This window comes from Gordonia sp. GONU, from assembly GCF_024733855.1.
Lineage (GTDB): Bacteria > Actinomycetota > Actinomycetes > Mycobacteriales > Mycobacteriaceae > Gordonia > Gordonia amicalis.
Map to the genome: position 1 here is coordinate 172,489 of NZ_JANRHB010000003.1, position 24,485 is coordinate 196,973.

Below are 24,485 nucleotides of genomic sequence, written 5' to 3' on the forward strand. Positions count from 1 at the left end.
GGCACCAGATGGGTCTGTCTCCGAAAAACTTTCCCCCGAGCGGGATACCTGAAACCGTTCAGAAGCATCATCGGCGATTCTTCCGGCGCCCCGGTCAGAGTCGCCGGACCGCGGATTTGGCCTCGACCAGGGCGTTCCCCTACACTTGTGGGGTTGCCTGCGGCACTGCTGTGTCGCGAATCGGCTCACGAACCCACTGGGCGATCCGTCCAGGTGTCACAGCCTGGTGGAAAACCCCAGGCAGGCGTGTGTTCGGTGGCAGCGGACCGTGTGCGTCGGGTCGGAAATCCGCCGTACATAAGAAGCCAGGTCAAGGAGACTAACGAGTGATTCAGCAGGAATCTCGCCTGCGGGTCGCCGACAACACCGGTGCCAAGGAAATCTTGTGCATCCGCGTGCTCGGCGGTTCCTCGCGGCGCTACGCCGGCATTGGTGACGTGATCGTCGCCACTGTCAAGGACGCCATCCCCGGCGGCAACATCAAGAAGGGTGAGGTCGTCAAGGCCGTCATCGTGCGCACCACCAAGGAGCGCCGTCGTGCGGATGGCAGCTACATCCGCTTCGACGAGAATGCCGCCGTCATCCTCAAGGGTGAGAGCGACCCCCGCGGTACCCGCATCTTCGGCCCGGTCGGCCGCGAGCTGCGAGAGAAGAAGTTCATGAAGATCGTGTCGCTGGCACCGGAGGTGATCTGACATGAAGGTGCACAAGGGTGACACCGTGATCGTCATCTCGGGCAAGGACAAGGGAGCCAAGGGCAAGGTCATCCAGGCCTTCCCGAAGACCCAGCGTGTCCTCGTCGAGGGCGTCAACCGAATCAAGAAGCACACCGCCGCATCGGCCAACGAGCGCGGTGCCTCCTCCGGCGGCATCGTGACCCAGGAAGCCTCGATCCACGTCTCGAACGTGATGGTCGTCGATTCCGACGGCAACCCGACCCGCGTCGGCTACCGCGTCGACGAAGAGACCGGCAAGAAGGTCCGGATCTCGCGCAAGAGCGGGAAGGACATCTGAGATGACCACTACTGAGAAGATCCAGCCGCGCTTGAAGACTCGCTACCGCGAGGAGATCAAGGATGCGCTGAACAAAGAGTTCGAATACTCCAACGTGATGCTGATCCCCGGCGTCGTGAAGGTCGTCGTGAACATGGGCGTCGGCGACGCCGCCCGTGACGCGAAGCTGATCAACGGCGCTGTCGAGGACCTGGCCAAGATCACCGGTCAGCGTCCGGAGATCCGCCGCGCTCGCAAGTCCATCGCGCAGTTCAAGCTGCGTGAGGGCATGCCGATCGGTGCCCGCGCGACCCTGCGCGGCGACCGCATGTGGGAGTTCCTGGACCGCCTCGTGTCCATCGCCCTCCCGCGTATCCGCGACTTCCGCGGTCTGTCGGACCAGCAGTTCGACGGCAACGGCAACTACACGTTCGGTCTGAACGAGCAGTCGATGTTCCACGAGATCAACATCGACAACATCGACCGCCCGCGGGGTATGGACATCACCGTCGTGACGTCTGCCCGCACGGACGAGGAAGGCCGCGCACTGCTTCGTGCCCTGGGCTTCCCGTTCAAGGACAACAACGTTAAGGACAACTGACATGGCAAAGAAGGCTCTGGTCAACAAGGCCAACAAGAAGCCCAAGTTCGCCGTGCGGGGCTACACCCGGTGCAACAAGTGCGGCCGTCCGCACTCGGTGTTCCGCAAGTTCGGCCTGTGCCGAATCTGCCTGCGCGAGATGGCGCACGCGGGCGAGCTCCCGGGCGTGCAGAAGTCCAGCTGGTGACTTTTCCCCGAGGCTGACGCTTTGACGAACGGCCCCGATCTCCGTCTGGCGGAGATCGGGGCCGTTTCGTGCCTGTGGTCAACCTTTCCGGGCCAGCCACTCCTCGATGAGATCAGGGACGCTCTCGATCGATGCGGTGAGTGGGCGCTGCTAGATGCGCATGACGATCGGGTCGGCCATCTTGCCGAAGACACCGCCGAAACCGTTGGACTCGACGTGATTGGTCATACGGACGCCGTCGGAGGTCTCCTCCAGATTCGAGTGCGTCTTGTGGATGTGTGCTCATCCGTTTCGGTGCGTCGAAGTCGTTGCCGCGCAGTCTAATCGAGTGGATCGAGGGTGGTCGCAGGCATGATCGGGACGCTCACCGAGATCACCGTGGATGACCCCGACGCATCGGAGACCAGAACGGCGAAATCGTGTGAGGCCGACCCCGTGGTCCAGTGGCGCTGCGCTGAGGTAGGCGTGAAAACGAATGTGCCGCTGCCGGAATCGAGTATCACCTGGGAGTCGGTGGTCAGATAACGGAGAGCGCAGGTCTGGCCGGTCGTCTCGGCCACCGAACCCGACACGGCGCCCGTTTTCGGGTTGATGGCCGAGATGGTAGGTCTGAGTTCGAAAACCAAGGCGGGGGCCGGGTTCTCGACGCTGTGACTGTTGTGGGCGGTCGTCCTGATCGGACGGATCGTCGTGGTACCGGCGTCGTGCGTGAGAAGGATGACGTCGCCATCGGGTGAGATGACCGGGCCGTGCGTCGAATGGCCGTGGAACTCCCCGGCCTCGACGACCGAACCGTCGGTGTGGAAAACGACCAGAGTCGTTGTCGGTCGCCGGGTTTGGGGACAGAAGCGGGTCAGCGGCAGATATGTCCGGCCGTCGTGGGCGATCGCCGGGGTGCCGGCCGGCTCCCCGAAGACCGGTGGGGACACCACGGTCGTGGCGTCCGGACGTATCACCGCGAGGGAGATGAGCGGGGCCCCGCTGACCGGGTCGGTGGCGAGCATCGGGATATGCGCGGCGCCGGTCCGGTCGAAGTGGACCGAGACCGGGGTCCCGTGGACGACGTACCCGTCGTCCACGATGCCGTCACCGCGGATGAGGGTGACCGTCGTGGTGTCCTCGCCCGCCGGCGTGGTGGTCGTCGCCGTCAGCAAGACTGCGCCGGACTCGCCTGCCCGGACGGACGCCTGCCCGATTCCCGATGCGACCATCTTCGCGACGCCGTCCGGTGAGATCCCGACGACGGTGCTCATCCCGGTTGAGGGGTCCGTCAGCGCGAGGAAGAGGTGGTCGCCGGGTCCGGCAACGGCGCCGCCGTCGTCGGTGCCGGCGAGATCGACCGTCGAGATCTGACCCTCGGAACGGACTGCGGTGACATGAACCGATTCGGGAGACCGTGAGACCACATACACGGCGGCATCGGTCGGCACCACGGAGGACACGAGCCCGGGGATCTCCCAGACGGTGGTCATCGAACCCCCGAGGTCGCGGATCGCGAGGGTGGCGACCGGCCGGCCGACGTGATCGCCGTGATGGCGCACGAAGTACAGCGTGTCCCCGCGCCGCGCCCAGATGTCGCCGCCCTCGCCGTCGAACACCGGCCCGATGGGCGAGAGTCCAGCAAGGCCGGCCTCGTAGAGACTGGTTCCATCGGCATCCGACGTCGAGACGAACACCTTTCCCGACGAGGACAGGAAGAGGCGGCTGCCGGCGCCGGGGATACGCGGGAACGTAAAGGCGGTGCCGTCGTGGTCCAGGGCGGTCAGGTAAGTGTAGGCCCGGCCGTCGTCGTCGGACCACGTGGTCAGCAGGTAGCCCACGCCGGCGCCGTCGAACAGTAGGTGATCTGCGGGTTGGCCGAGGATCGGTCGGGTGGTCGACGCGGCGCCGGACGGATCCACTCGAGTGACGCGCACCGATGTTCTGAGGGTCTCGTCGGCGATCTCCGCGAGTTCTGTGAGCTGATGGGCGCGGCCGTCGGGGCCGAGGACGACGCCACGGTTCGGCTCCGCCGGCGACCCCGCGATGGGGACCGTTGCCACCGTCATGGTCTTCGGCCGGACCACGGAGACCTGGGTGCAACCGTCGCCGCGTCGGGTGGTCACGAACGCGGCGTCGTCGTGGCCGATGACCACGTCGTCGATCTGACAGCCGGGTACCGTCACCTGCCCGAGGGTGTACGGACTCGTGATCGGCAGGGCGACGGTGATCGGTGTCGTACCGCCCCGGCCGTCGGCCGCCGTGATCACCACGGAGTCGAAGCGAGCGGATTCCGGGGCATCCGGTGCGGCTGCTGCAACGCGGGCCGGCAGGCCGGGCGTGTAGGTGTACGTGCCGGTCGACGCGTCGTAGGCGAGCACGCTGCCGCTCGCGGTGAGGAAGGTCTGGTCGCTCGTCCGTGTCACGCCGTGCAGCGTCGTCGGGATCGGGTTTCCGTCCGGATCGGTGAACCGCAAGGAACCGTGCAGGACGCCGGAGGGAGCGGGTGCTGCCACCGTCTTTGCATGAGTGTGGCGTGGTACCGGGATCGTCGACGCAGGGTCGTTCGCCGTGACCGTCACCGCGGCCGCCATGCGCTTTCTGGTGAGGAGCGCGGAACCGAAGACGAGACCGCCGACGAGCGCGGACTGTGGGACGGGACTGTTCGTTCCCGACCCCTCGGCCGAGCCGAGGAACTGGTCGGGATCGGTTGTCACCAGGCCGGTTGTGTAGGGGGTGAGGGGAGATTCGGCGGTGGCGACCGGGCCGGGGGTGCCGAAACGCCGTATCCACCACAGGAGGGTCCACGGTGCCGGGCTGACTGCGCCGGTGCTTCCTCCTCCGAGGATGTGGATCCCCAGGAACGTCAGGAGCCCGAAGGCGCCGGTCTTGTACGGCTGCGGGGCCACGGCGACCGGCGGGGTGGAGGTCTTGAGCATGGGGGCCCACGGAGGCGGGTCGCCGGAGGGCGACACGCGACGATCGAACTGTGATCCGGTGGCCCCGGCCGATCGTGCGGCAAGCGGAGAGTCCCCGGGCCGGCGTTCGGCTCCGGGCGGCGGAGTGCCGTCGGCGCCGTCGCGGTCGGCGTCGTCGGGTTGGTCCGGCACCGGATTTCGGTGGATGTCGACGTCGACGTCCGCGACTGCGGTGTTCGGGGCGGGGTCGGAGGAGGGTTCCGGGTCGGGCTCGGTCACCTCGACGGCAGGTGGCGCGCTGGGCTCGCCCGCGCTGGACCCCTCGGTCTCGGATGGTGGGGTGGGGTCCACCGGGACGACGTCGTTCTCCGAGAGGGAGCTCGAGGGTTCCGCTGGGGAATCGCCGGCATCGGAATCCGTGCTCGACCCGGGGTCGGGTGTGCTGTCGGCGGAGCCACCGCCGGAGTCGCCGCTGCTGGAGTCGCCGCCGGATCTGGTGCCGCCCGAACCGCTGCCGGTGGAGTCTCCACCGCCCCCCGCGCCGCTACCGCCGGAGGCGCTGCCGGCCGAGTCACCACTGCCCGACTCGCCACCGCTGCTCGAGTCCCCTCCGGAACCAGGGGCGTCCACGCTGTGCGAGCCGCCGCCGGAGTCGCTCGGTTCGGCCGTCGCGGGTGCCTGCCCGCCGAAGCAGAGCGCCAGACCCACGGCAGCTGCGACCGCGAGCACCCGGACGCGGCGGGGTCGCGCAGTGGTCATGGTCATCTTCGGGAGACCTTCGATACGAAGCAGCACATATCGCTGTGAACGACGATGGGTGAACAGATCACCACCGCGGACCCAGCCGACGTCTCTGACGGTAGTCGTTCGCGGCGGCGGTCACGAACAGTTCCGCGAACGATTCACCTGGTCGGAGTCCCGCGTGTGATGGACCCGCCGCCGGGCTCGCGGCGTCCCCCGAACGGGGGCCATCCGGGTTGTGCTGTGGTGCAGTGCTTCCGGTGCTCGGCGGGGCCACGGCTCAGTTCGACGACCGGCGACGTGACCGTTGATGCGACCTCCGATCGCTCCGGCGTGCGACACGAAAACCGTCCGAGCGGACGACACCCGAATCGTGTCGTCCGGATGGTCTCGCGACAGAGATCAGCGTCTTGCCGCCCAGTTGTCGACGAGGCGCGGCAGCTCTCGGGCGCTGGCCGACAACGAGCGCTGAAAAGCACGGATGGCGAGCGCGTCGGCGACCCGGCCGATGGCTCCGCCGCCGACACCATCGTTGTGGACACGGTAGGTGAGTCGGACTCCGTCCAGCGCGTCATCGAAGGTGGCGGAGATGGTGAACCCGACGGGCGACTCCGTGGAGGTGAACTCGGTCGCCTCAGCGGGGTCGACGCGGATGAACTCGCCGACCCAGCCGACCGTGCGCCCCAGCGCTTTCATCTGGCCCTTCCACGTGGTGCCGACACGGATGGGCCCGTCCGACACCGGCACGATGCCGACGACACCCGGAGTGAGTGCCGCGACGTGCTCGGGGACCAGGCAATACTCCCAGACGGTCTCGACCGACTGCTTGATCACGACGGAGGCGGAGGCAACGGGCATGGGCGCGACGTTACCCGTGACCCCGGAATCCGTAGCGAAAGTTGGGATATGGCGCGCATTTTCGCGACGGATACCGCAGCGAGGATGGTGGGAATCGGGACAGCTCCACACCCGCTCGTCGTGCGTGATCGCGGGCATTGGATATGCTCCGACGACGGGATCATCACCGCAGTGTGTGGTGGCGGAATGTTGGAGCTCGAAGGTGATGTTCGCGTTTTCGGAGATCGGCGCGGCCGCGTTGCGCGGAACCACCTGGGTCGACCTGTTTCCGTGGCTCGACACCTACGAGTCATCGGACGCTGCGCACCTCGAAGCCCTCGTGCCGAACGTCCCTGACTGGTGGATCGCCGATTCCCCGCGCGAGACCGCGGCGGACACCTCACTCGACGAACTGGTCGCCGGCCTGGCACGTCTGGCCGTCCGTCGGCACCGAACCGCGACCTTCGGCGAACTCGCGCCGGGGATCGACCCGTCGGCGAGCCTCGTCGCACTGCGTCTGGGTCCGCGAGCCGAGACCGTCGTGCGGAGACTCACCGACCGGGACCGGGTGGAGGGCTTGTTGTCGACGACCGTCGGGTCGTTGTTCGACCTCAGGGGCACGAGTCCAGAGACCGTGCAGGACGTCGCCACCGGCGTCCTGGGTGCCTCGATCCTGGTCGACCCCGAGGACGGTCTGCCCGAGGACGAGAACACCGTCGATCCCGTCGTCACCCAACTCGTCGACGACCTGCGGGTACTGGCGCGATGGCGTGGGCTCCGCGGTGCGCAGGACGCACCCCTGATCCGCATCGACATCGAGGACGAGACGCCCGAGCAGGTGCAGGAGGTCGCTGCGCGTATCTCGGCGATCACCGGGCGGGACTTCGCGCGCACGGTTGAGTCGAATCCGGTCGACGAACTCGAGAACCTGATCGAGCAACTCGACGAGCGCGAGACCCTTGCCCTCACCGCCTTCGTGATGGCCACCGACCCGATCACGATCGGCGAGCTGAGCGTACGGCTGCACGTGAGCAAGAGTCGTGCTTCGGGGATCGTGGCGAAGCTCAGGCAGGACCTGGCCTCGGCCTGTGAGTACGAGACCACGGCCGGCGGTCTGTTGGCGAGCATGCGAGGGCAGATCCGGCCGGTGACCCCGTTGATCAGGCTGCTCGAGATGCAGCCCGTGCTCCGGACCGAGGTCCCGTCACTGGGCGTGCCGTTGTGGCTGGCGCTCGATCGGCTCGACGACGGATTCGAGGTCACCGGGCCGTGGGCGATCGCACCGGACCTCCGTTCGGCCACCGGGCGCACGATCGTCATGCTCGAGCAGTTCGAATCCGGCAACGGGGTCGTCCCTGTCGACGATGCCGCCGAAACGCTGCAGCTGACGCCCGACGAGACACGACAGTGGTTGGAGTACTGCGGGATCCCGGTCCTCGACGACCATGTGCTGCTGTCCACCCGACGCCTCGTCGACCATGCCGCAGCAGTCCTGGAGGTGGTCGGCGGACCCGTCGACATCCGCACACTGGTCGACCTGGTCGACACCGATCGTTCCGAACAGTACGTCGCCCGCCGGCTCTCCGACGACGAACGGTTCGAGACCACCGCTTCCGGGCTGTGGCGTCTGGCCGGACGGGAAATCGCTGCCGGCGGCGTGGGGTCCGTGCCCAGGCGGCCCGCCCTCCTCGACGTCGCAGGTGAACCCGGTGCTGTCGACGGAGTCGCCGGCATGGACTCCGTCCGTCCCACGCGACGCCTCTACCGAATCGGCGACACCTGGTGCTTCCGGATGCGGGTCACCACCGAGCACCTGCGCGGATCGGGCTTCACGATTCCGGTTGGCGTGGCACAGGCATTCGGCTGCAACAGGGGTGAGACGCGTGAGCTGCGAAGTCCGCTCGGTCCACAGATGATCCGGTGGACCGGAATCAACCCGACGTGCGGGACCATCCGGCGGTTTCTGGTGGAGGAACAGGTCGCGCCCACGGACTACGTGTTCCTCACTTACTCGGCCACCGGTGGATTCGGGGTTGTTCCCTGCGTCGCGACGCTCGAAGACCCCGTCCGGGGTGCGCTGGCACTCGTCGGTGTCGCGCAGCCGGACACCGTGTCCGACAACGAGGCGGTTCCGTTGCTCGCGAGCGCGATCGGGATGGAGGCCTCCGCCAAACCCCGCCGAATCCTCAGTCGCTACCAGGCACGGGACGACGCGGTCGCCACTCTGCTGGAGTCTGCGTGGACGGTGGCCGTTCGATGACCGCAGAATCGGCGGAAACCCCGACCATCCGCGCGCTCGGGCTGCACCACACCCTGCTCACGGCAGTGGCCGATCTGATCGACAACAGCGTGGATGCCGGGGCGCAGCATGTGCTGGTGCGGTTCCTGCAGTCCGGACAACGGGTCAGCGGACTGCGGATCGTCGACGACGGACTCGGCATGGATCCGGTCACCATCGACGCCGCCATGCGGTACGGCACCCAGCGTGCCTACCGCGGGGACGAACAAGGCCACTTCGGAGTCGGTCTGAAAGCCGCATCCCTCAGCCAGGCGGACCAGGTCACGGTGTATTCGCATGCCGTACAGGGTGATCCGGTCGGCCGGCGGCTCACCGTCGAGGCTCGCCACGATGCGCCCCGGCTCGATGTCGTCGACGATGCCGACGCGGCCAGGGTGATCGACACGGCCGCACCGCGGTTCCCGTTCCGGTCGGGAACCATCGTCGAATGGCGCGGGATTCGGACCTTTCCCAACGGCGTCGCCACCGAGGAACAGGGTGCCTGGCTGGAGGTCACGGTCGCCGATCTGCAGGCGTGGCTAGGCCTGGTGTTCCACCGTCTGATCGCCGACGGCCTCACCATCACCGTCGATGTCGCCGACGAGTTGGCCGGGCGGGCCGGTGTACCAAGGTCGGTGCGGCCGGTCGACCCGTTCGGTTATCGCACCAGTGGCGGCACGGGCTATCCGAAGTCCGTGTCCGTTCTCGGCAGCGACGTGGTGACCGCACACATCTGGCCCGCACGCAGTACCTCGCCCGACTACAAACTCGATGGGCGACCCGGCCGGGATTCCCAGGGGTTCTTCGTGTATCGCAATGGCCGACTGTTACAGGCCGGTGGATGGCTGGGCGTGTTGCGTCCACGACCCGAGTGGGCGCTGGCGCGGGTTGCGATAGACATCGACCCCCTTCTGGCCGAACACATCACGATCAATCCGGAGAAGGCCGGGGTGACGCTCGACGCCACACTCGCCACGGCGCTTCACGACGCATTGGGCAACTACCTCGACGACGCGGCGGCGACCGCCGTCGCCGCGCGGCGGGTTCAGCGTCGTCCGATCACCGTGGTCGAACCGGGGACCGGGCTGCCCGATGAGGTGGCAGACGAGTTCGCGGACACCTTCACCTTCGTGGAGACCGCAGAACCCGTCCAGATCGGATGGCGGGTACTGCCGCAGGATCGCTTCTTCGAAATCGATCTCGAATCCCGTGCACTGTGGCTGAATGCGCGTCTCCGCAGGAAGCTGGGCGGCCGCCGACGTTCGAACGGCGCTGACCTCCCGGTATTGCGGACCTTGGTGTTCCTGCTGGCACAGGACATGTTCGACGCGGTGCGGCACAGTGCCAGGCAGGTCGAGCAGATCGACGCCTGGCAACGGGTGCTGATCGCTGCACTGGCTGCAGAGGATGGGGGTGACGAGTGATCGACGTGGTGATCGACGCTCTGGTGCGCGAGTTCAAGACCGATCTCGCTCCGGCTCGCTTCCTCGGTGCCGTGGCCGGACGTGTCCTGGACGCCGGCGGAGGTCCGGTCACGATGGAAGCCCTGATCGACATCATCGTCGACGACCGGGCTTCGGCGGTGCGGTCGGCCGTCCGATCGTCGCTCACACGCTGGGACGCGGAAGGAGCCGCGGAGTGGACTGCGGCAACCGCACCGCAGACCGACGGGCGTCGGACGCTGATCTACACACTCCTGGGCATTCCCGAAGTCGCTTTCGAAGCGCTCACCGCCGCGTTCCCGATCGCGGTCGGCCCCACTGTGATCGCCGCCCCGCAGCCATGGGAACCCTGGTATGTGCCCGAACGTCGTGTGGCACAGAACTTCTACTGGTCGGCCTATCGACGCGTGCTCGCCGTTAAGGGCTGGGAACCCGAGGTCATCACCGGTCTCGACGTCGCGACCACCGCCGTCGTCCAGCGTCTCGCCGATCCGACCCGTGACGAGCCCTACCAGTCCAAAGGACTTGTGGTGGGTCACGTCCAGAGCGGGAAGACCGCGAATTTCACCGGGGTGATCGCAAAGGCGATCGACGCCGGCTACCGGCTGGTCATCGTGCTGACCGGCACGATCGAGTTGTTGCGCAGTCAGACTCAGCGCCGACTCGACATGGAACTCATCGGCATGCAGAACATCGACGACGCCGAGTACGAAAATGACGAAGACTGGCATGCCGGTCGGTTCCTCGATCATGTGCTGGACCCGAACCACTCCAACGAAGCCCCGGCGATCCGCAGGTTGACCGGCCGCGTCGACGATTACCAGGCTCTGGCCAAGGGGATCGGCACCCTGCACTACGAATTCGCTGATCATTCACGGCCGCTCTTCGATCCGGTCAACCTGTACTCGAGCAACGTCCGGGTGGCGGTGGTCAAGAAGAACGCTGCCGTGCTGCGCAAACTCGTCGCCGACGTCGGGAGAATCCCGACGCCTCTGGAACAGATCCCGACCCTCATCATCGACGACGAGGCCGACCAGGCGTCGGTGAACACCCAGAATCCGAAGAACTTCGCCGCCGGCCGGATCGAACGGACCGCCATCAACGAGCAGATCTCGCGTCTACTCGACACCCTCAAACGCAGCCAGTACATCGGATACACGGCAACGCCGTTCGCGAATGTCTTCGTCGATCCCGACGACTCGGTGAACATCTTCCCGAACGACTTCATCGTGAGTCTCGACCGGCCCGAGAAGTACATGGGCGGAGCCGATTTCCACGACGCCGATCAACTCGACGACGGGGTCGAGAAAACGCCCGCGAATTCCAACGAGAAGGCGTTCGTCCGGGATCTACGTGCGCAGAGCGATGAGGATCGCACCGCCGAGATGCGGCGTGCGCTGGACTCGTTCGTCCTGGCCGGCGCGATCAAACTGTACCGGCAAAGTCGAGGTGTACCAGGGGATTTCCACCACCACACCATGCTGGTCCACGAGTCGGTGAAGCAGGCCGAGCACAAGGCGCTGGCCGACGACTTCGAAATGGTGTGGAAGAGAGCCGGGTACAGCCAGCCGCACGGATTGGCGCGGCTGGAGAACCTGTGGGACGACGACTTCCGTCGGGTGTCCGCGGTGCGAGCCGACCCGTCGACGGCAAGTCCGGCGTCATTCGGTGAGCTCGAGGTGTTCATCGGCGCGGCGTGTGACCGGATCGGTTCGGGCGTCAGCCCGGTCATCGTGGTGAACGGAGCGGCCGACAAGGACTACATCCAGGAGCCGCTGGACTTCCAGGAGCATCCCGTGTGGAAGATCTTGGTCGGCGGAACCAAGCTGAGCCGCGGGTTCACGGTGGAGGGGCTCACGACGACCTACTACACCCGGCGAACCGCGCAGGCCGACACGCTGATGCAGATGGGACGCTGGTTCGGCTTCCGCCCCGGCTACCGAGATCTGGTGCGGCTGTTCATCGGCCGGGAGGTGCCGGGACCGGGCGGCCGGATCGTGGACATGTACGAGGCGTTCGAGGCCGTCGTCGCCGACGAGGAGGAGTTCCGCGACGAACTCCGTCGGTTCAAAGGCGTGAATGAGGCCGGTGAGCCGATGATCACCCCGCGCGATGTACCACCGATGGTGTTCCAGCGGTTGCCGTGGCTGCGGCCGACCGCGACCAACAAGATGTACAACGCCGAACTGAGCTATCGCAGCGTCGGCGGCCAGAGTTTCAGCTTCACCATGCAGGCACCCCGCGGCGACGGCTCGTACAACGCCACCCATTTCGCGGCGGTGCGGCCACTGCTCGATGCCCTTGACGAGTCGGGCGAGTTCTCGTTCATCGACAAGGATTCCACGTCACGGATGTTCCATGCGCGGTACGGGATTGTCGACGCCGAGGTCGTTCTGGAGACGATCACCCGGTTCGTGTGGGATGCCAACTGGGACTTCGAACCGCATCGTCGGGCCTTCGAATCGGCGATGAAACGCGGGGCGCTGGAGGACATGGCGATCCTGCTGCCGATCCCCAAGACGAAGAAGCCTGCGACGATCGGCGACTACCCGACGGAACTTCCGCTCGTCAACCGCAAACGCGAAGAGGCTGACTATCGCACGGGTTTCACCGGAACCGCGGTGCGCGAACGCGACGCGATCGAACACATCGCGGGCAACCCGAGCAAGCTCGTCGGCGGCCGGTTGGCCGACGCGCTCCGGTCGCCCACCCGCGGAGCGATGATCCTCCTGTTCGCCAGCGATCCGCCCAAGGGGAGTCGCCACTTCAAGTCGCACAGGCGAGGCAGGGCCGATCCGCGTGACGTGGCGACCCTGTTCTCGTATGCGCTTCCGTATCTTGCTGATCCCTCCCCGAAGGTCGGGTTCACGGTACGCAAGGAAGGGGCGGGGGCAATCGTCGATGCATGACCGTATGGAAGGTAGGAATTCTCGATGGCGAAGGTGATCGCGACGATCAGCCTGAAAGGCGGTGTCGGCAAGACGACCGTGACCGCCGGGCTGGCCGAGTTCATGGCGGCGGAGTTCGGGCAGCGGGTCTTGCTCATCGATCTCGACTCGCAGATCAATCTGACCACCATGATGATCAGCGAGGAGCGATGGTTCGAGCTGAACACGAATGGCCGCACGCTGGCCACGTTGTTCTCCGACGCGATCAACGGTACCCAGTACTTCCGGCTGAACGACGCGATCGAACGGGGTGTCTCCCCGGTGAAGAAGGTGAATACCGTCGACCTGCTGGCGTCGTCCCTGGATCTCATCGAGGTCCAGGAGGAACTGAGTGCACTGCGGGTGGAGGGGCGCGCTCGAGGCAACGGAACCCAGTTCCTGCGTGAAGCGATCGCACCGGTGGTCGACTTCTACGACTACGTGCTGATCGACTGCCCGCCGAGCATCGGACCCGTCACGCTGAACGGTCTGGCCGCCGCGGATGCCTACATCATCCCGACGATCCCGGATGTGTTGTCCACGTACGGTATTCCCCAGATCCAGACCCGCGTGCGCAAGATCGGTGACGAGATCGGCCGGACGATCGTCGAACTCGGCGTGGTGATCACCAAGTACAAGGCGAACTCGGCCGTGCACCGGTCGACGGCCCTGCGTCTGCGCCGTGATCCCACCATCCAGCATGTGCTGCCCAGCTACATCAATGAGGCGAATTCCGTTGCGGCAGCTGCTGAGTTCACGCCCTACGGGACGCTCCGGGTCAAGTACGGCAATCAAGGACAGTTCGATCAGTTCCGTGGGCTGGCCATGGACGTGATGACCGAGGCGCAGGAGAAGATCCGATGAGTTCCGACGACACCCGCCGTCGAATGGAGTACCAGGCCGTCGGCGGGGCGCTCGCGCAGCTGGACGCCAAGAATCCGCAAGCCGCACAGCTCATCGCCGGACTGACCACGGTGATCGTCGCGGAAGCCGAGCGGTCCTCCCGCTTCGCCGCCGCGCTGACCGGAGTCGTCGACGCACTGCGTCCGCCCGACGGTGTGCTCGGCGCAGCACCGGTGCCGCCGCCGCGGAAGCGTGCCGCGGCGCCGAAGAAGCGGGTGACGCGTCAACCGGGTGCGTTCGACCCGTTCGTCGTCTACCGCGAGAGCGGCGGGCAGGACCTGGCGGCGCGGCTTGGCGAGCTGACCATCGAGCAGCTCCGGGACATCATCGCCGAACAGGAACTCGACACCCGTAAGGAAACCGGCCGCAAGCGGAAGGCCGAGGTGCTGGTTGCCTGGATCGTCGAACGGGTCGAGGCGTCGGAGAACAAGGGGAGCGTCTTCCGGTAGGAGTCGACGCCGGGGTCAGCGCCCGAGGATGCCGCCCAGCATCCCGCCGGCGCCGGAGCCCGCGGCCCCGCCGCCGCCCGTGCCGCCGATGAAGCCGCCCGGCGGCAGCTCCGACGGCTGCACGACGACGAACCCCTGACCGGAGAAGGCGAGGGTGAAACGTTCGCCGGTGCTGCGCCCCATCAGGGTGCCGAGGTTGAACGAGTCGTTGGACTTCACCGAGGTGCGGAGACTCGACGACCAGGCGACCGCGGCCTGTGGGTCGGCGTAGGTCGCGGCGTCGACGTTGAGCACCACCGGGGTGCCGTCGGTGGTGATGGCGATGCGTCCGCGACCGGTGAACACGCAGTTGTACAGGCCCGCGTTGCTCATCGCGCCCGCCCCCTGGACACGCTGGATGTCGTAGCGCAGGGTCGAGTCGAACGCCAGGACGTTCGCGCCGTTGATGGTCAGGCCGTCGGTGCCGTCGAGGTCGATGAGATGGACGTCCGACGCGGCGTTGGCGAGGAACAGGTCGCCGCGTCCGGTGACCTTCATCAGCGGGACACCCTCGCCGGTCATGGCCTGGCGCATCATCCGGCCCAGCCCGCCGGAGCCGAGGGCCTCGAAGTTGAGGTCACCCTGGTAGGCGACCATCGACCCGGTGCGGGCCATCACCTCACCCGAGAGACCGATACGGCACATCTTGCTGCCCTGCTTCTGGATTCCCTGGCCGCTGACCTCGGCGTGGGACGGGGCGAACAGATCGCTGTGCATGGGGACTCCCGTGGGTTGGGTGGTGGCCGGAGCCGGGGTGACGGGTGACGGCGCGGCCGCGGGTGGTGACTGTGGTTGCGAGGCGGGCGGCCACGGCTGGGGATCGGTCACCCGCGGTGGCCGGCCGGGCTCGGGTGGTGGTGCCGGGTCGTCCTCGACCTCGATGCCGAACGCCGAGACGAGACCCGCGAGCCCGGCGTCGTAGCCCTGACCGACGGCGCGGACCTTCCAGGTGTCGTTGCGGCGGTAGATCTCCAGGCAGACGACGGCGGCCTCGCTGGTGAGGCCCGTGGGCGCGAACGTGAGTTCCTCGCCGCCGCCGCTCAGCGTCGCGGTCAGCGCACCGGCGGTCGCGAAGGTGGACGGCCCGCTGCCGTCCAGGCTCGCGGCCACGACGACGGTCGTGATGTCGCGGGGTAGCGCGGCGGTGTCGACGGTGACGATGTCGACCGCCCCGGCGGACCGGTAGCCGACGCCCGGACCGGCCGGCTGGTTGTAGAAGATCAGGTCGGCGTCGGAGCGGACGCGACCGGCATCGGTGAGCAGGATCGCCGAGGTGTTGACCGGCGATGCCGAACGCACCGAGACCGTCACAGCCGACGACGGCAACGGGCGGTTCTCTCCGGCGGACAGGGTGAGCACGTCGTCCATTGTGCCAAGTCGGACGCGCGAGGGAACTGCCTGTATACCGACTGACGTCACCTGTGGGCCGTCCCGCGGCGTTTCAGGACCCACGGCACCGTGAGTTACGCGGTGTGCGTCAGTGAAGGGGCCAGTGAGTCGCGAGCTCCCGCGGATCGACACCACTTCACTCAACGTGGTCCTTGACCAACTCGTCGAGATCACCCTGCCCGCCGACGATCCCACCGGCCGTCTGACGTACGAGCAGCTGGAGTATTGGCGGTTGATCCGCAACGTGGCCGATCGCCAGATCGCCACGCACGCAGCAACCTCGACGACCTTGGCGTCGCGGAAAAGGCGGGTTCGACCACCAAGAAGCTGCTGATCGAGATGGGGTTCCCCGCCCGCAGCGGCTACTCGCACCACTCGGATCGCCGACGCTCTCGGCGCGCTGAGCAAGGTCGAGGCCTGCGCTGCCGATGGTCGTCTCTCGGGTGAAGTCGTCGATGCCATCGTCCGGGGCATCGCGGTGATCGAGAGACGTTCATCTGCAGCGCTTTCCGACGGCGACCGGACGATCTACGAAACCGAACTCCTCACCCAAGCCTTGTCGGGTGCCACGCCCACCGAGATTCACAGACGGCGAGACCGTGCCCCTGGCCATGGGTCGCGAACGACGACTGTTCCCGGCACACCTGCGCAAGGCGATCATCCTGCGCGACGAGACCTGCATCAAATGCGGTGCGCCGCCGTCCCATACGCAGGTCCATCACATCCAGCACTGGTCCGACGACGGTGATACCGACCTCGACAACGGGTGTCTGCTCTGTCAACGCTGCCACACCCAGGTCCACCACAACGGTTGGGACATCATGCTGGGCTTCGACCGCCGCCCGCGGCTCATCCCGCCCGCCGACGTCGATCCGCAACGGCGCGCCCTACCCGCCTACAAGCGGCGCACCATGCGACTCGACGACGCCGCCTGACTTTCGCGCAGCCGGCTTCGATACGGCTCGTCGCAAGCTCCTCGCGTACTCAACCAGCAGCGGGGTCCGCCACATGTCGGGACCGCATCTGTTCCTTGACAACTCCACAGTGTGAAGGCGCCGGAAAATCAGTGGCGCTCGTGGGCGGTGACGCCGCACCATGTTCACCGACAGTGCGTCCACGGCGATGTCCGTGGTGATTCGACGCTGCCGCAACGCAGTTCGCGTCTGTGGTGGCCGGCGGTGAGGAGGTCGTCATGACCGTGGTTCTACTGGCGATCGTGGGCGGCCTCATCCTGCTCGCGATCATCATCCGCACGGTTCTCGTCGTCGCCGGCGACGGTCGTCGGCGGGTGAGGTACCAGGACGCGTACGACACCCGGCGTCCGAGCCTCTGAGTATCAGCTGCCGGCCATCATTCGGCGCGCTTGAGTACTGCGAGGACCGTCAGCAGCAGGATCTTGACGTCGAGCCACAGCGACCAGTTCTCGATGTAGTAGTTGTCCCATTCGGCGCGGTCGGCGATCGAGGTCTGACCGCGGAGACCGTGCACCTGGGCCCAGCCGGTCACGCCGGCCTTGACCCGGTGCCGTTCGCCGTAGCGGCGGATCTGCACCTCGAACAGGGACACGAACTCGGGGCGTTCCGGGCGGGGCCCGACAAGACTCATCTCTCCGCGCACGACGTTGAGCAGCTGTGGCAACTCGTCCATCGACGTCGAACGCATGATCTTGCCGATCCTGGTGCGCCGGTCGACGCCCTCGACGCCGCCGGGGGCGTTGCCGGCCGCGGGCCGGAACTTCTCGGCCGTCGGGTCCTCGGGTCGCATCGAACGGAACTTGAGACAGTCGAAGACCCGGCCGTCGCGGCCCACACGCGGCTGGGCGAAGAAGATCGGGCCGGGGGAACTCAGGCGCACCAGCAACATGAGTGTCAGGAACACGGGCGAGATCGCGGCGAGGATCAGCGCTGCAACCACACGGTCGCCGATGTGCTTCGTCCGGAACTGCCATCCCTGCGGATTGGTGTGAGGAACCGACATCAACGGGAGGCCACCGATGTGGTCGACGCGGCTGCGTCGGCCGATGACGTCGAACATGCGGGGAACGATCCACACCTTGACCCCGTGCCGGTGTGCGATGCGGACCGACGCGGTCAATCGCTCGACGTTCGTGACCGCGAAGGCGACCACGAGGATTTCGGCATTCGTCGCCCGGATCGCCTGGTCGAGGTCGTCGACACCCCCGAGCTGAGGAACCCGGGACGCGCGTTCGTCCCGGTCACGCGGCGGTGCCCCGGCGGCCAGGACACCGACCGGCTTGAGGCCGTGCTCCGGCGCTGCGACCATGCGCCCGACCACCTGCTCGGTGACCGGTCCATCGCCGATGATCAGGGTCGGTGCCATCAGGTGTCCGTGGCGGCGGAGGTTGCGCTGAACGAGATCCCGGACCAGCCGCCCGAACGGGACCCAGAACAACGCGGAGATCCAGAGCTTCGTCGTGGCCGCGCCCGGACGTTCGTCGAGGCCGGCCAGGAGCATCAGCGACAGCAGGACCATCGCCGCGACGGTGCAACCGGTCATGACCTTGCCGACCTCGTCCAGGAATCGGCGATTGAGTCCGCGCCGGTAGATCTTTCGTAACCCGAAGACGCCCACGAGGGCGACCGGGTACAGCGCAATGGTCCAGAGTGGGGGATAGTCGGACTGGCGAAGGACGATCCACCAGATGGCGACAGCTGTGGCGATCGCCGAGGTCACGACGTCGATGGAAACCGTGATGGCGGTACTGAGCGGATCATCGCGCACCAGGTCGCCGAGTGAGCGCCGAGAATCAGGGGAGTCGGCAGGCCTGCCCGACCTGGGCAGCGCCTCGACCTCCGAGGTATGGGTAGCCAAGTCCACTCCATCGATGAACGGCCCCCCGGTCACCGCCAATTGTAAAGGTGGCTAACGGAAACATGCGACTCGGCCTCACATTTGCCGGCGAGTCGCGCTCAGTCGCGGAACACGGCTTCCCTCACCACCACCGACAGATCGGTGAGCAGGGCGATGTCGGTCGACGACCAGTGGTGCGGTTCGGTATCCCAGACGCAGAAGGTACCGATGACGTGTCCGTCGCCCGCGTGCAGCGGAATGCCGAGGTAGGAGGCCACCTCGCCGTTGCGTGCGGTCGAGTGCTCGGACAGGACCGGATGGTCGGCGATGTCGTCGATCACCAGCATTGCGTCACTCACAACGGGGTAGACGCACAGAGAGTCCAGCAGCGGCCGCGTACCCTTGTGCCCCGGCTTTCCGGACTGCCAGGCGATCGACGCGTTGGTCTGTCCTTCGGCGGTGACCACGTTGAGTGCCGCGTAGGCGACGCCAAGCGCATTGATCGTCAGGCTGATCGCGTCATCGACGGCCGGATGTGGCTGACCGGAGAGAAGCCCCGATTCCTCGATGGCTCGCACGCGGGCCGGGTCGGACAGCAGTTCGCGTAATGCCGCCGCGGTCTTCTCATCTGCCCCTCGAACCGCGTCGAAGATGGCCGACATGGTCGAGTCGCCCGGGACGCCCAGTACCGACGACAGTCGATCTGCGGACGCGTCCGCTTCGCGGTCGTCCGCCTCGTTCGGGTTGGTGTTCATGAGAGGTCTCCACTTCGCGAGCCACACCGCGCTTGCCCCGACGGCGGGTGGTGGGTCATCGACAGTCGTTCCGGACGGGATCCCCGTTCGACACGGCCTTCACCCAGTCTGCTGTTTTCGAGCCGACGTCGAGTATGCCGTGCGATTGCCCCCTGACGATCACCGTGTTGATCACATCACCTCGAGCGCAGGCCTGCTCTATCGCGCCCGCGGTCCACGACGGACGGATCACCTTGTCCTCGGAGCTGTAGGAGATCAGCATCGGAGCGCTCGCCCGACCCTGCGGCAGACTCGCCTCACCCAGCCACCCCCGCAGTCGTTCGGTGGCAGCGGCGTCGATCGGACGGTAGTCGGGGGGTTCCGTGATCTCGACGATGTCCTGTTTCTGCACCCGCGCGGCGTCGTTGCATTCGAGGAAGACCCGGAACGTGTCGCGGATGGGACCGCGGAGGTAGTCGTCGATGTTCAGTTCCGGGTGGACCGTCTTCAGTCCCGTCAGGATGACCGGAAGGAACGCGATCTGATCCGGTGTCAGCGTGCCGGCCGCCATGGAGTCGGCGAGGGGGCGGATGTCGAGTGCCGGACTCATGCTGACCGTCCCCATCAGGTTCAGTCCGTCGCCATAGGAATCGGCGATCTCGTTCGCCCGGAACACCGCGTGCGCACCTTGGGACACACCGAATCCCCACCAGTCGTCGGTGGTGTCGTGGACGATCGAGCGCACTGCGCGCACCGAGTCGATGATGTTGCGTGCGGCAACCGTGGGTTCGAGGTAGGCGTGATCACCCGGGGTGCCCAGACCCTGGTAGTCGGTCTGCACGACCACGAATCCCTGCTCGAGGAGGGTGGCGACGAGATCGACGGTGCCGAGCAGGTTGCCGTAGAACGACGGTGCGCAGTCGTTCGCGACGCCGGTCGTCGGGTGACCGAGCGCGATGACGGGCCAGCCGCCGGCGGGGGCCGTTCCACGGGGCACGAATGCGGCCGCCGACACGGGCACCAATTCGCCGGTGACGGGATGCTCCGAGCGATACCGGAAACGCAGCGCGCGCTCGGCGATCTTGGCCAGTGAGCGGTACTCGCTGGTGTCGGAGGCCGTGCCGATGACGTCGCCGGGCGACGCCCCCTCCGGCACCGTGCTCCCGGACGGGCCGGACTCGGAGGAGCCATCGGTGGCGCAGGACGTCCCGGTGAGGGCGACCAGCAGGGTCGTGAGGAACAGGACGGTCGAGATGATTCCCGAGCGCAACGGTGAGGATGTTCCCGAGCGCAGGGGTGAGGATCTTCCCGAGCGGAGCGATCGTGGGCCACGGAACCTGGGGCCGGGTGCACTCATGATCGGGTGAGGAGCCGTTCGAAAAGCGACACCGGATCGTCGCAGAGGTGCTGCTGGGCGGCTTCGATCAGGGCGGGGTCGATGAAGGCGCGGTAGAAGGTGGTGGTGAGAGAGCGGACCCCGCCGATCTCGCTGACGAAGGTGGTCGCCGCATCCGGACCGTCCGGTTCGAGGGAGGCGTAGAGGTGGTGCGACGGCGCGGTCGGGTCCCAGTCGACGTCGTCGAACATGTCGATCCGCCCCATGTCGCTGACCGAGAGACGCAGTCGGTCGGGCACCTGGACGTCGTCGGATGCCTCCGGCTCGATCCCGGCCCCCGACTTGGGCAGCAGGCCGCGGAGTTCCGCCGAGGCCAGGATGGCGGCCGGCCACCCGGAACCGGCGACCGCGCGAATGCGGTCGCCGACCTCGGGCGGCGTCGCCCCGTCAGGGAAGCGGATCGGGATGCCGACGGCGAGGTTGCCGTGATCCGCGGCGTGTGTTGGGTCGAGGTAGCGCCGGCAGTCGAACAACACTTGCGTGCGATCGTCGATCGCGACGCCCTGCGCGGTGACGGCGGCACGCCATAGTGCAACGGTCACGGCGGCCGAGGACGCCTTCATCCCGCTGTCGGCGACCGCGGCGCGTAGTGCGCGTGCCCGGTCGGCGGGCATCGAGGTGGCCACGACGTGGCGCGTGGTGCGCCAGCCCGACAGCGAACGGGTGGGGCCCGCCGGAGCGCCGGCCGCGTTCGCCGCGCGCAGGCGGGCGATCTCGCGCAGCCGTCCGGGGTTGCGCAACAGGTACCTGCGGGCGGCGTGCCACGCCGAGTTCGCCGGGAGTGACCGTTCCAGGTTGGCCGCCATCGCGGCGTCGTCGCGGCCGGCCAGCCCGGCGAACTGCTCCAGACTGACCCGGCCGTCGCCGATCCCGTGGCTGTGTTCGAGAACGAGCCAGCTCCCGCACAGCAGATACTCGGGGCGTCCCGCCGGTACCGGAGCGTTCCGCAGCCGTGTCAGGATCTCGCCGGGGGACAGCTCGGCCAGATCGGGCCGCACCGAGATGGGGATCGGCGAGACGTCGTGGGCCCACGTCTTCGATGCCGGGTCGGGGACGACGGTGAGGCGCGAGGTCGGGGTCAGCGCGGGTGCGAGGCGCTCGCGGATGCGGTCGGCGTCGACTGAGGCCAGTGGACCGGTCATCGCGATCGTGCGAGATGTCGCGAGGGCGCGATCGAGGACCGTCGAACGCGTCGTGTCAGATCGCGGCACCGACGACCTCCCGCATCTCGGCGCGGAAGCGTTCCCGGCGGAATCGTTCGGCCCACGCCCGTATCTCGGTGCGGTCGTAGTCGGCGACGGCGAAGTCGCGCATGGCTGCGGCGAACCGGTCGACGATGTCCTCGTCGGAGCCGGGTTCGACGAGGAGTCCGGTCGACCCGGGGATGACGGTGTCCAGCGCCCCGCCCTCGCCGAGAGCGATGACCGGCGTGCCCGTGGCCATGGCCTCGACCGGCACGATCCCGAAATCCTCGATGCCGGGCATCAGGACGGCACGCGCGCTGCGGTGCAGGTTCAGGAGCGTCTCGTGGGGAACCCGCCCGAGGAAGGTGGTCTTCGGGCCGGCGAGTTCACGGCACTGCTGCATGGCGCGGCCGTCTCCGGCGACCACCAGCCGGACATCGGCTTTCGCGGCAGCGGCGATGGCGAGATCGGGACGTTTATAGGGCACCAGGCGCCCGGCGAGGAGGTAGAAGTCCTCGCGTTCCACCGCCGGATCGGGAGTGAATCCCTCGAGGTCGACGGGTGGGTGGACGACGATCGCGTCGCGGTCCCAGTGTTCGCGGATACGTGCCGCCACGGCCGAGGAATTCGCGACCACGGTGTGGAGTTCCGGTGCGGCGGCGACCTCACACCGGCGCGCGACGACCGACAGGGCCGACAGTATCGCGGCACCGGCAGCCCCACCGCCTTCGCCTGCGCGCAGCGACGGGTCCCAGGCCCACCGGGCGGGACTGTGGACGTAGGCGATGACGGGTGCGTCGGTGGCGAACACCGACTGTGTCGCGAACGCGTGGTGGCTGGCCACGACCGCCGACGCGTCGCGGAGGTGCATGTGGCGGAAAGCCCACGGCATCAGGGGAAGCAGCGGGGCGTAACTGCGTTCGTGGAGCAACCGGTAAGCGCGGTTGAGTGGCGTGGTGACCGGGGGGTCGGACAGACCCGCCGGGATCCCTTCGGCGCGGGCGATGGGTGCGTGGACCTCGACCTCGCGCCACGTCGCGGCGAGCTGCTCGACGACGTGTTCGGATCCGGCGATCTCGGTGAGCCGTTCGTGGACGACGGCGATGCGATCACCGGGCATGGTCACCCATGTCCCACGTGGTGCCGTTCCGGTTCGGGGAGAACGGCTCCTGAGGACGAGGGTCCCGCGGGGACGCGTCCAGCGGGGACACACGGAACCGGTCGGAGTCGAACGGCCGACCGTGCGAGTGCCGGTGGGCCGGTGTGCGTGGCGGCTGGGACGGCACCGCGGTCGTGGCCACGTCGCCGCTGGGGAAGGGGTCTACGTGGGCTCGCGGTGCGTGGACATCGACACCGGGACCCGGTGGCGGAGCGTCGTCGGACGGAGTGTCGTCGGCACCGACGGGAGGACGTCGCAGTACGACGAGGTGACGGTTGATGCCGATCTCGGCGAACTGGGCGAGCGCCCGCTCGGCGAGTGACCGGTCGGTGCCGGCGGTCGAGACGGCGACCACTGCGAGCGCGAGGTCACCCGGATCGACACGCTGCCACCACGGTTCGGTGAGCGGGAGCCGTTCGAGGCGCATCGGATGTCCAGCGGCGTCGTCGGCGGGCGGGGCGGTCCGGTCGACGAGGCCGTCCGCATCCACACCGGAGCCGGTCAGGATGAGCGCGACCTGTGCGCGTCGGTGTCGTTGGGCGAGCGCGGGCAGCACGGTGTCCGGCAGTCCCGGGCCGGCGGTGGCGTCGTCGTAGGAGAGCTGCGCCCCGTACTTGTGGGCGATTCTCCTCGCCCAGATGGGATTCGGTGTCCGCCCGGCTCTGCCCCGGATCAGTACGAGCAGTTCGGCGGCGAGGATGGTTGCGGCGATGGCGGCCACGGCACCTTCCTGCGTCGGATTCGGGGCGATCGGCTTCGCGCCCGCCGAGGGGGCGGCGAGGATCGCGAGGCTGTCGGTCGAGGAGTTCTGCAGGCGGGTCAGTTGTGAGTTGAGGTCCGCCAAGGTGGCGTTGGACTCCGCCTTGGAGTCGCCCCGATCGGGCAGCGCGCGGTTGCGTGCCCGCTCGGCGGTGATCTGGGCGCGAAGCTGGTCGACGACCCGGCTGATGTCGCGGGCGTGGTTGGAGACCGCGGCCGCCGAGATCGCGGTCACCATGGCGCGTGCCACGTTCTCGGCCTGATCGGATGAGGGTGCCGTCGCGGTGAACAGCAGCAGCGAGGGCGTCGTACCCGGTCCGGTGGTGACGTGCTCGCGGAGTTCGGTGGTGTCCCAACCGGTGTCGACCTGGGTCAGGACCTGCTGGAGCACGTTCTCGTCGGTCGAGAGCGCGATGAACGGGGCACGCATCTGTTCGATGTAGGCGTCTCCCGGGATGATGTCGCCGGACGGGGTGATCTCGGCGACCACGGTCGCCGAGTACTCCTTGGGTACGAGCGCGGTGCGCAGACCGAACACGCACGCGCCGACGAGCAGACCGATCAGAATGGCGGGCAGGGCGACACGGGCGAGATCGCGGAAATGCCCGAAGAGATCGACCGACGGTGGCGCGTCGCGGCGTCCGGCGGAGTCCAGACTGGAGGTCACACATCTCTCCTGTGGTGTTGGGTGCCCCCCGGCGGCCGCCGCCCGATGATCTTGCCGTCGGTCGACTTTCGGTTCACTTTAGCTAACGACCT

Annotated in this window: 19 protein-coding genes and 1 pseudogene; 11 read left to right on the forward strand and 9 right to left on the reverse strand. The window is 67.4% G+C overall.

What is annotated here, in order from left to right; all coding sequences use genetic code 11:
* Positions 1–326 precede the first annotated feature (326 nt).
* Genes rplN through NWF34_RS04295 form a run of 4 tightly spaced genes read left to right on the forward strand, consistent with a single transcriptional unit; the run spans position 327 to position 1,781 of the window.
* Positions 327–695 (forward strand): 50S ribosomal protein L14, encoded by a 369-nt coding sequence (gene rplN, locus NWF34_RS04280; RefSeq protein WP_006434640.1) that lies wholly within the window; start codon positions 327–329, stop codon positions 693–695.
* A 1-nt stretch (position 696) separates the two neighbouring features.
* Positions 697–1,014, forward strand: a complete 318-nt coding sequence (gene rplX / locus NWF34_RS04285; protein ID WP_005197643.1) for a 50S ribosomal protein L24 — start codon at positions 697–699, stop codon at positions 1,012–1,014.
* Position 1,015: 1 nt separating this feature from the next.
* Positions 1,016–1,594, forward strand: coding sequence for a 50S ribosomal protein L5 (gene rplE, locus NWF34_RS04290; RefSeq protein WP_096274515.1), 579 nt, complete (start codon positions 1,016–1,018; stop codon positions 1,592–1,594).
* Position 1,595: 1 nt separating this feature from the next.
* Complete coding sequence (locus NWF34_RS04295) at positions 1,596–1,781, forward strand: type Z 30S ribosomal protein S14 (RefSeq protein ID WP_005197641.1); 186 nt, start codon at positions 1,596–1,598, stop codon at positions 1,779–1,781.
* Between the two features lie 320 nt (positions 1,782–2,101).
* Here NWF34_RS04295 and NWF34_RS04300 read toward each other — a convergent pair whose 3' ends face one another.
* Positions 2,102–5,443: a hypothetical protein gene (locus NWF34_RS04300; protein WP_258324282.1), complete on the reverse strand. Its 3,342-nt coding sequence runs from the start codon at positions 5,441–5,443 to the stop codon at positions 2,102–2,104.
* 378 nt (positions 5,444–5,821) lie between these two features.
* Positions 5,822–6,277 carry an SRPBCC family protein gene (locus NWF34_RS04305; RefSeq protein ID WP_096274513.1) on the reverse strand — a complete coding sequence of 152 codons (456 nt, stop codon included), beginning with the start codon at positions 6,275–6,277 and terminating at the stop codon, positions 5,822–5,824.
* Positions 6,278–6,482: 205 nt separating this feature from the next.
* On the opposite strand from NWF34_RS04305, the gene NWF34_RS04310 reads away from it, so the two are divergent.
* Genes NWF34_RS04310 through NWF34_RS04330 form a run of 5 tightly spaced genes read left to right on the forward strand, consistent with a single transcriptional unit; the run spans position 6,483 to position 14,255 of the window.
* Entirely contained in the window at positions 6,483–8,516 is a 2,034-nt protein-coding gene (locus NWF34_RS04310) for a hypothetical protein (protein ID WP_096275001.1), read from the forward strand.
* The gene (locus NWF34_RS04315; RefSeq protein WP_096275000.1) at positions 8,513–9,958 is read left to right on the forward strand and encodes an ATP-binding protein; all 1,446 of its coding nucleotides are present in this window, start codon (positions 8,513–8,515) and stop codon (positions 9,956–9,958) included. Before NWF34_RS04310 ends, NWF34_RS04315 begins: the two co-directional genes overlap by 4 nt.
* Positions 9,955–12,885, forward strand: a complete 2,931-nt coding sequence (locus tag NWF34_RS04320; protein ID WP_096274511.1) for a Z1 domain-containing protein — start codon at positions 9,955–9,957, stop codon at positions 12,883–12,885. Before NWF34_RS04315 ends, NWF34_RS04320 begins: the two co-directional genes overlap by 4 nt.
* Positions 12,886–12,909: 24 nt before the next feature.
* On the forward strand, positions 12,910–13,767 hold the full coding sequence (locus NWF34_RS04325; protein WP_258324283.1) for a ParA family protein: 858 nt from the start codon (positions 12,910–12,912) through the stop codon (positions 13,765–13,767).
* Positions 13,764–14,255, forward strand: coding sequence for a hypothetical protein (locus tag NWF34_RS04330; protein WP_258324284.1), 492 nt, complete (start codon positions 13,764–13,766; stop codon positions 14,253–14,255). The genes NWF34_RS04325 and NWF34_RS04330 overlap by 4 nt, the downstream gene beginning before the upstream one ends.
* Positions 14,256–14,270: 15 nt before the next feature.
* Here NWF34_RS04330 and NWF34_RS04335 read toward each other — a convergent pair whose 3' ends face one another.
* A complete protein-coding gene (locus NWF34_RS04335) occupies positions 14,271–15,662 on the reverse strand; it encodes an AIM24 family protein (protein ID WP_258324285.1) in 1,392 nt (463 codons plus the stop codon).
* A gap of 145 nt (positions 15,663–15,807) precedes the next feature.
* Here NWF34_RS04335 and NWF34_RS04340 point away from each other — a divergent pair.
* Positions 15,808–16,618, forward strand: a pseudogene (locus NWF34_RS04340) (HNH endonuclease).
* Positions 16,619–16,875: 257 nt separating this feature from the next.
* Positions 16,876–17,016, forward strand: a complete 141-nt coding sequence (locus tag NWF34_RS04345; protein ID WP_191834497.1) for a hypothetical protein — start codon at positions 16,876–16,878, stop codon at positions 17,014–17,016.
* A 17-nt stretch (positions 17,017–17,033) separates the two neighbouring features.
* Here NWF34_RS04345 and NWF34_RS04350 read toward each other — a convergent pair whose 3' ends face one another.
* The 6 genes from NWF34_RS04350 to NWF34_RS04375 all read right to left on the reverse strand — a co-directional run bounded on the left by NWF34_RS04350 (position 17,034) and on the right by NWF34_RS04375 (position 24,393).
* Positions 17,034–18,515, reverse strand: a complete 1,482-nt coding sequence (locus tag NWF34_RS04350) for a sugar transferase (RefSeq protein WP_024497716.1) — start codon at positions 18,513–18,515, stop codon at positions 17,034–17,036.
* A gap of 98 nt (positions 18,516–18,613) precedes the next feature.
* On the reverse strand, positions 18,614–19,249 hold the full coding sequence (locus NWF34_RS04355; protein WP_035760271.1) for a GAF domain-containing protein: 636 nt from the start codon (positions 19,247–19,249) through the stop codon (positions 18,614–18,616).
* Between the two features lie 55 nt (positions 19,250–19,304).
* Positions 19,305–20,498, reverse strand: coding sequence for a lipase family protein (locus NWF34_RS04360; RefSeq protein WP_258324286.1), 1,194 nt, complete (start codon positions 20,496–20,498; stop codon positions 19,305–19,307).
* 83 nt (positions 20,499–20,581) lie between these two features.
* Positions 20,582–21,835 carry a hypothetical protein gene (locus NWF34_RS04365; RefSeq protein ID WP_258324287.1) on the reverse strand — a complete coding sequence of 418 codons (1,254 nt, stop codon included), beginning with the start codon at positions 21,833–21,835 and terminating at the stop codon, positions 20,582–20,584.
* Positions 21,822–22,928 carry a glycosyltransferase gene (locus NWF34_RS04370; protein WP_024497720.1) on the reverse strand — a complete coding sequence of 369 codons (1,107 nt, stop codon included), beginning with the start codon at positions 22,926–22,928 and terminating at the stop codon, positions 21,822–21,824. The genes NWF34_RS04365 and NWF34_RS04370 overlap by 14 nt, the downstream gene beginning before the upstream one ends.
* Entirely contained in the window at positions 22,918–24,393 is a 1,476-nt protein-coding gene (locus NWF34_RS04375) for a hypothetical protein (RefSeq protein WP_258324288.1), read from the reverse strand. Before NWF34_RS04375 ends, NWF34_RS04370 begins: the two co-directional genes overlap by 11 nt.
* Positions 24,394–24,485: the final 92 nt, after the last annotated feature.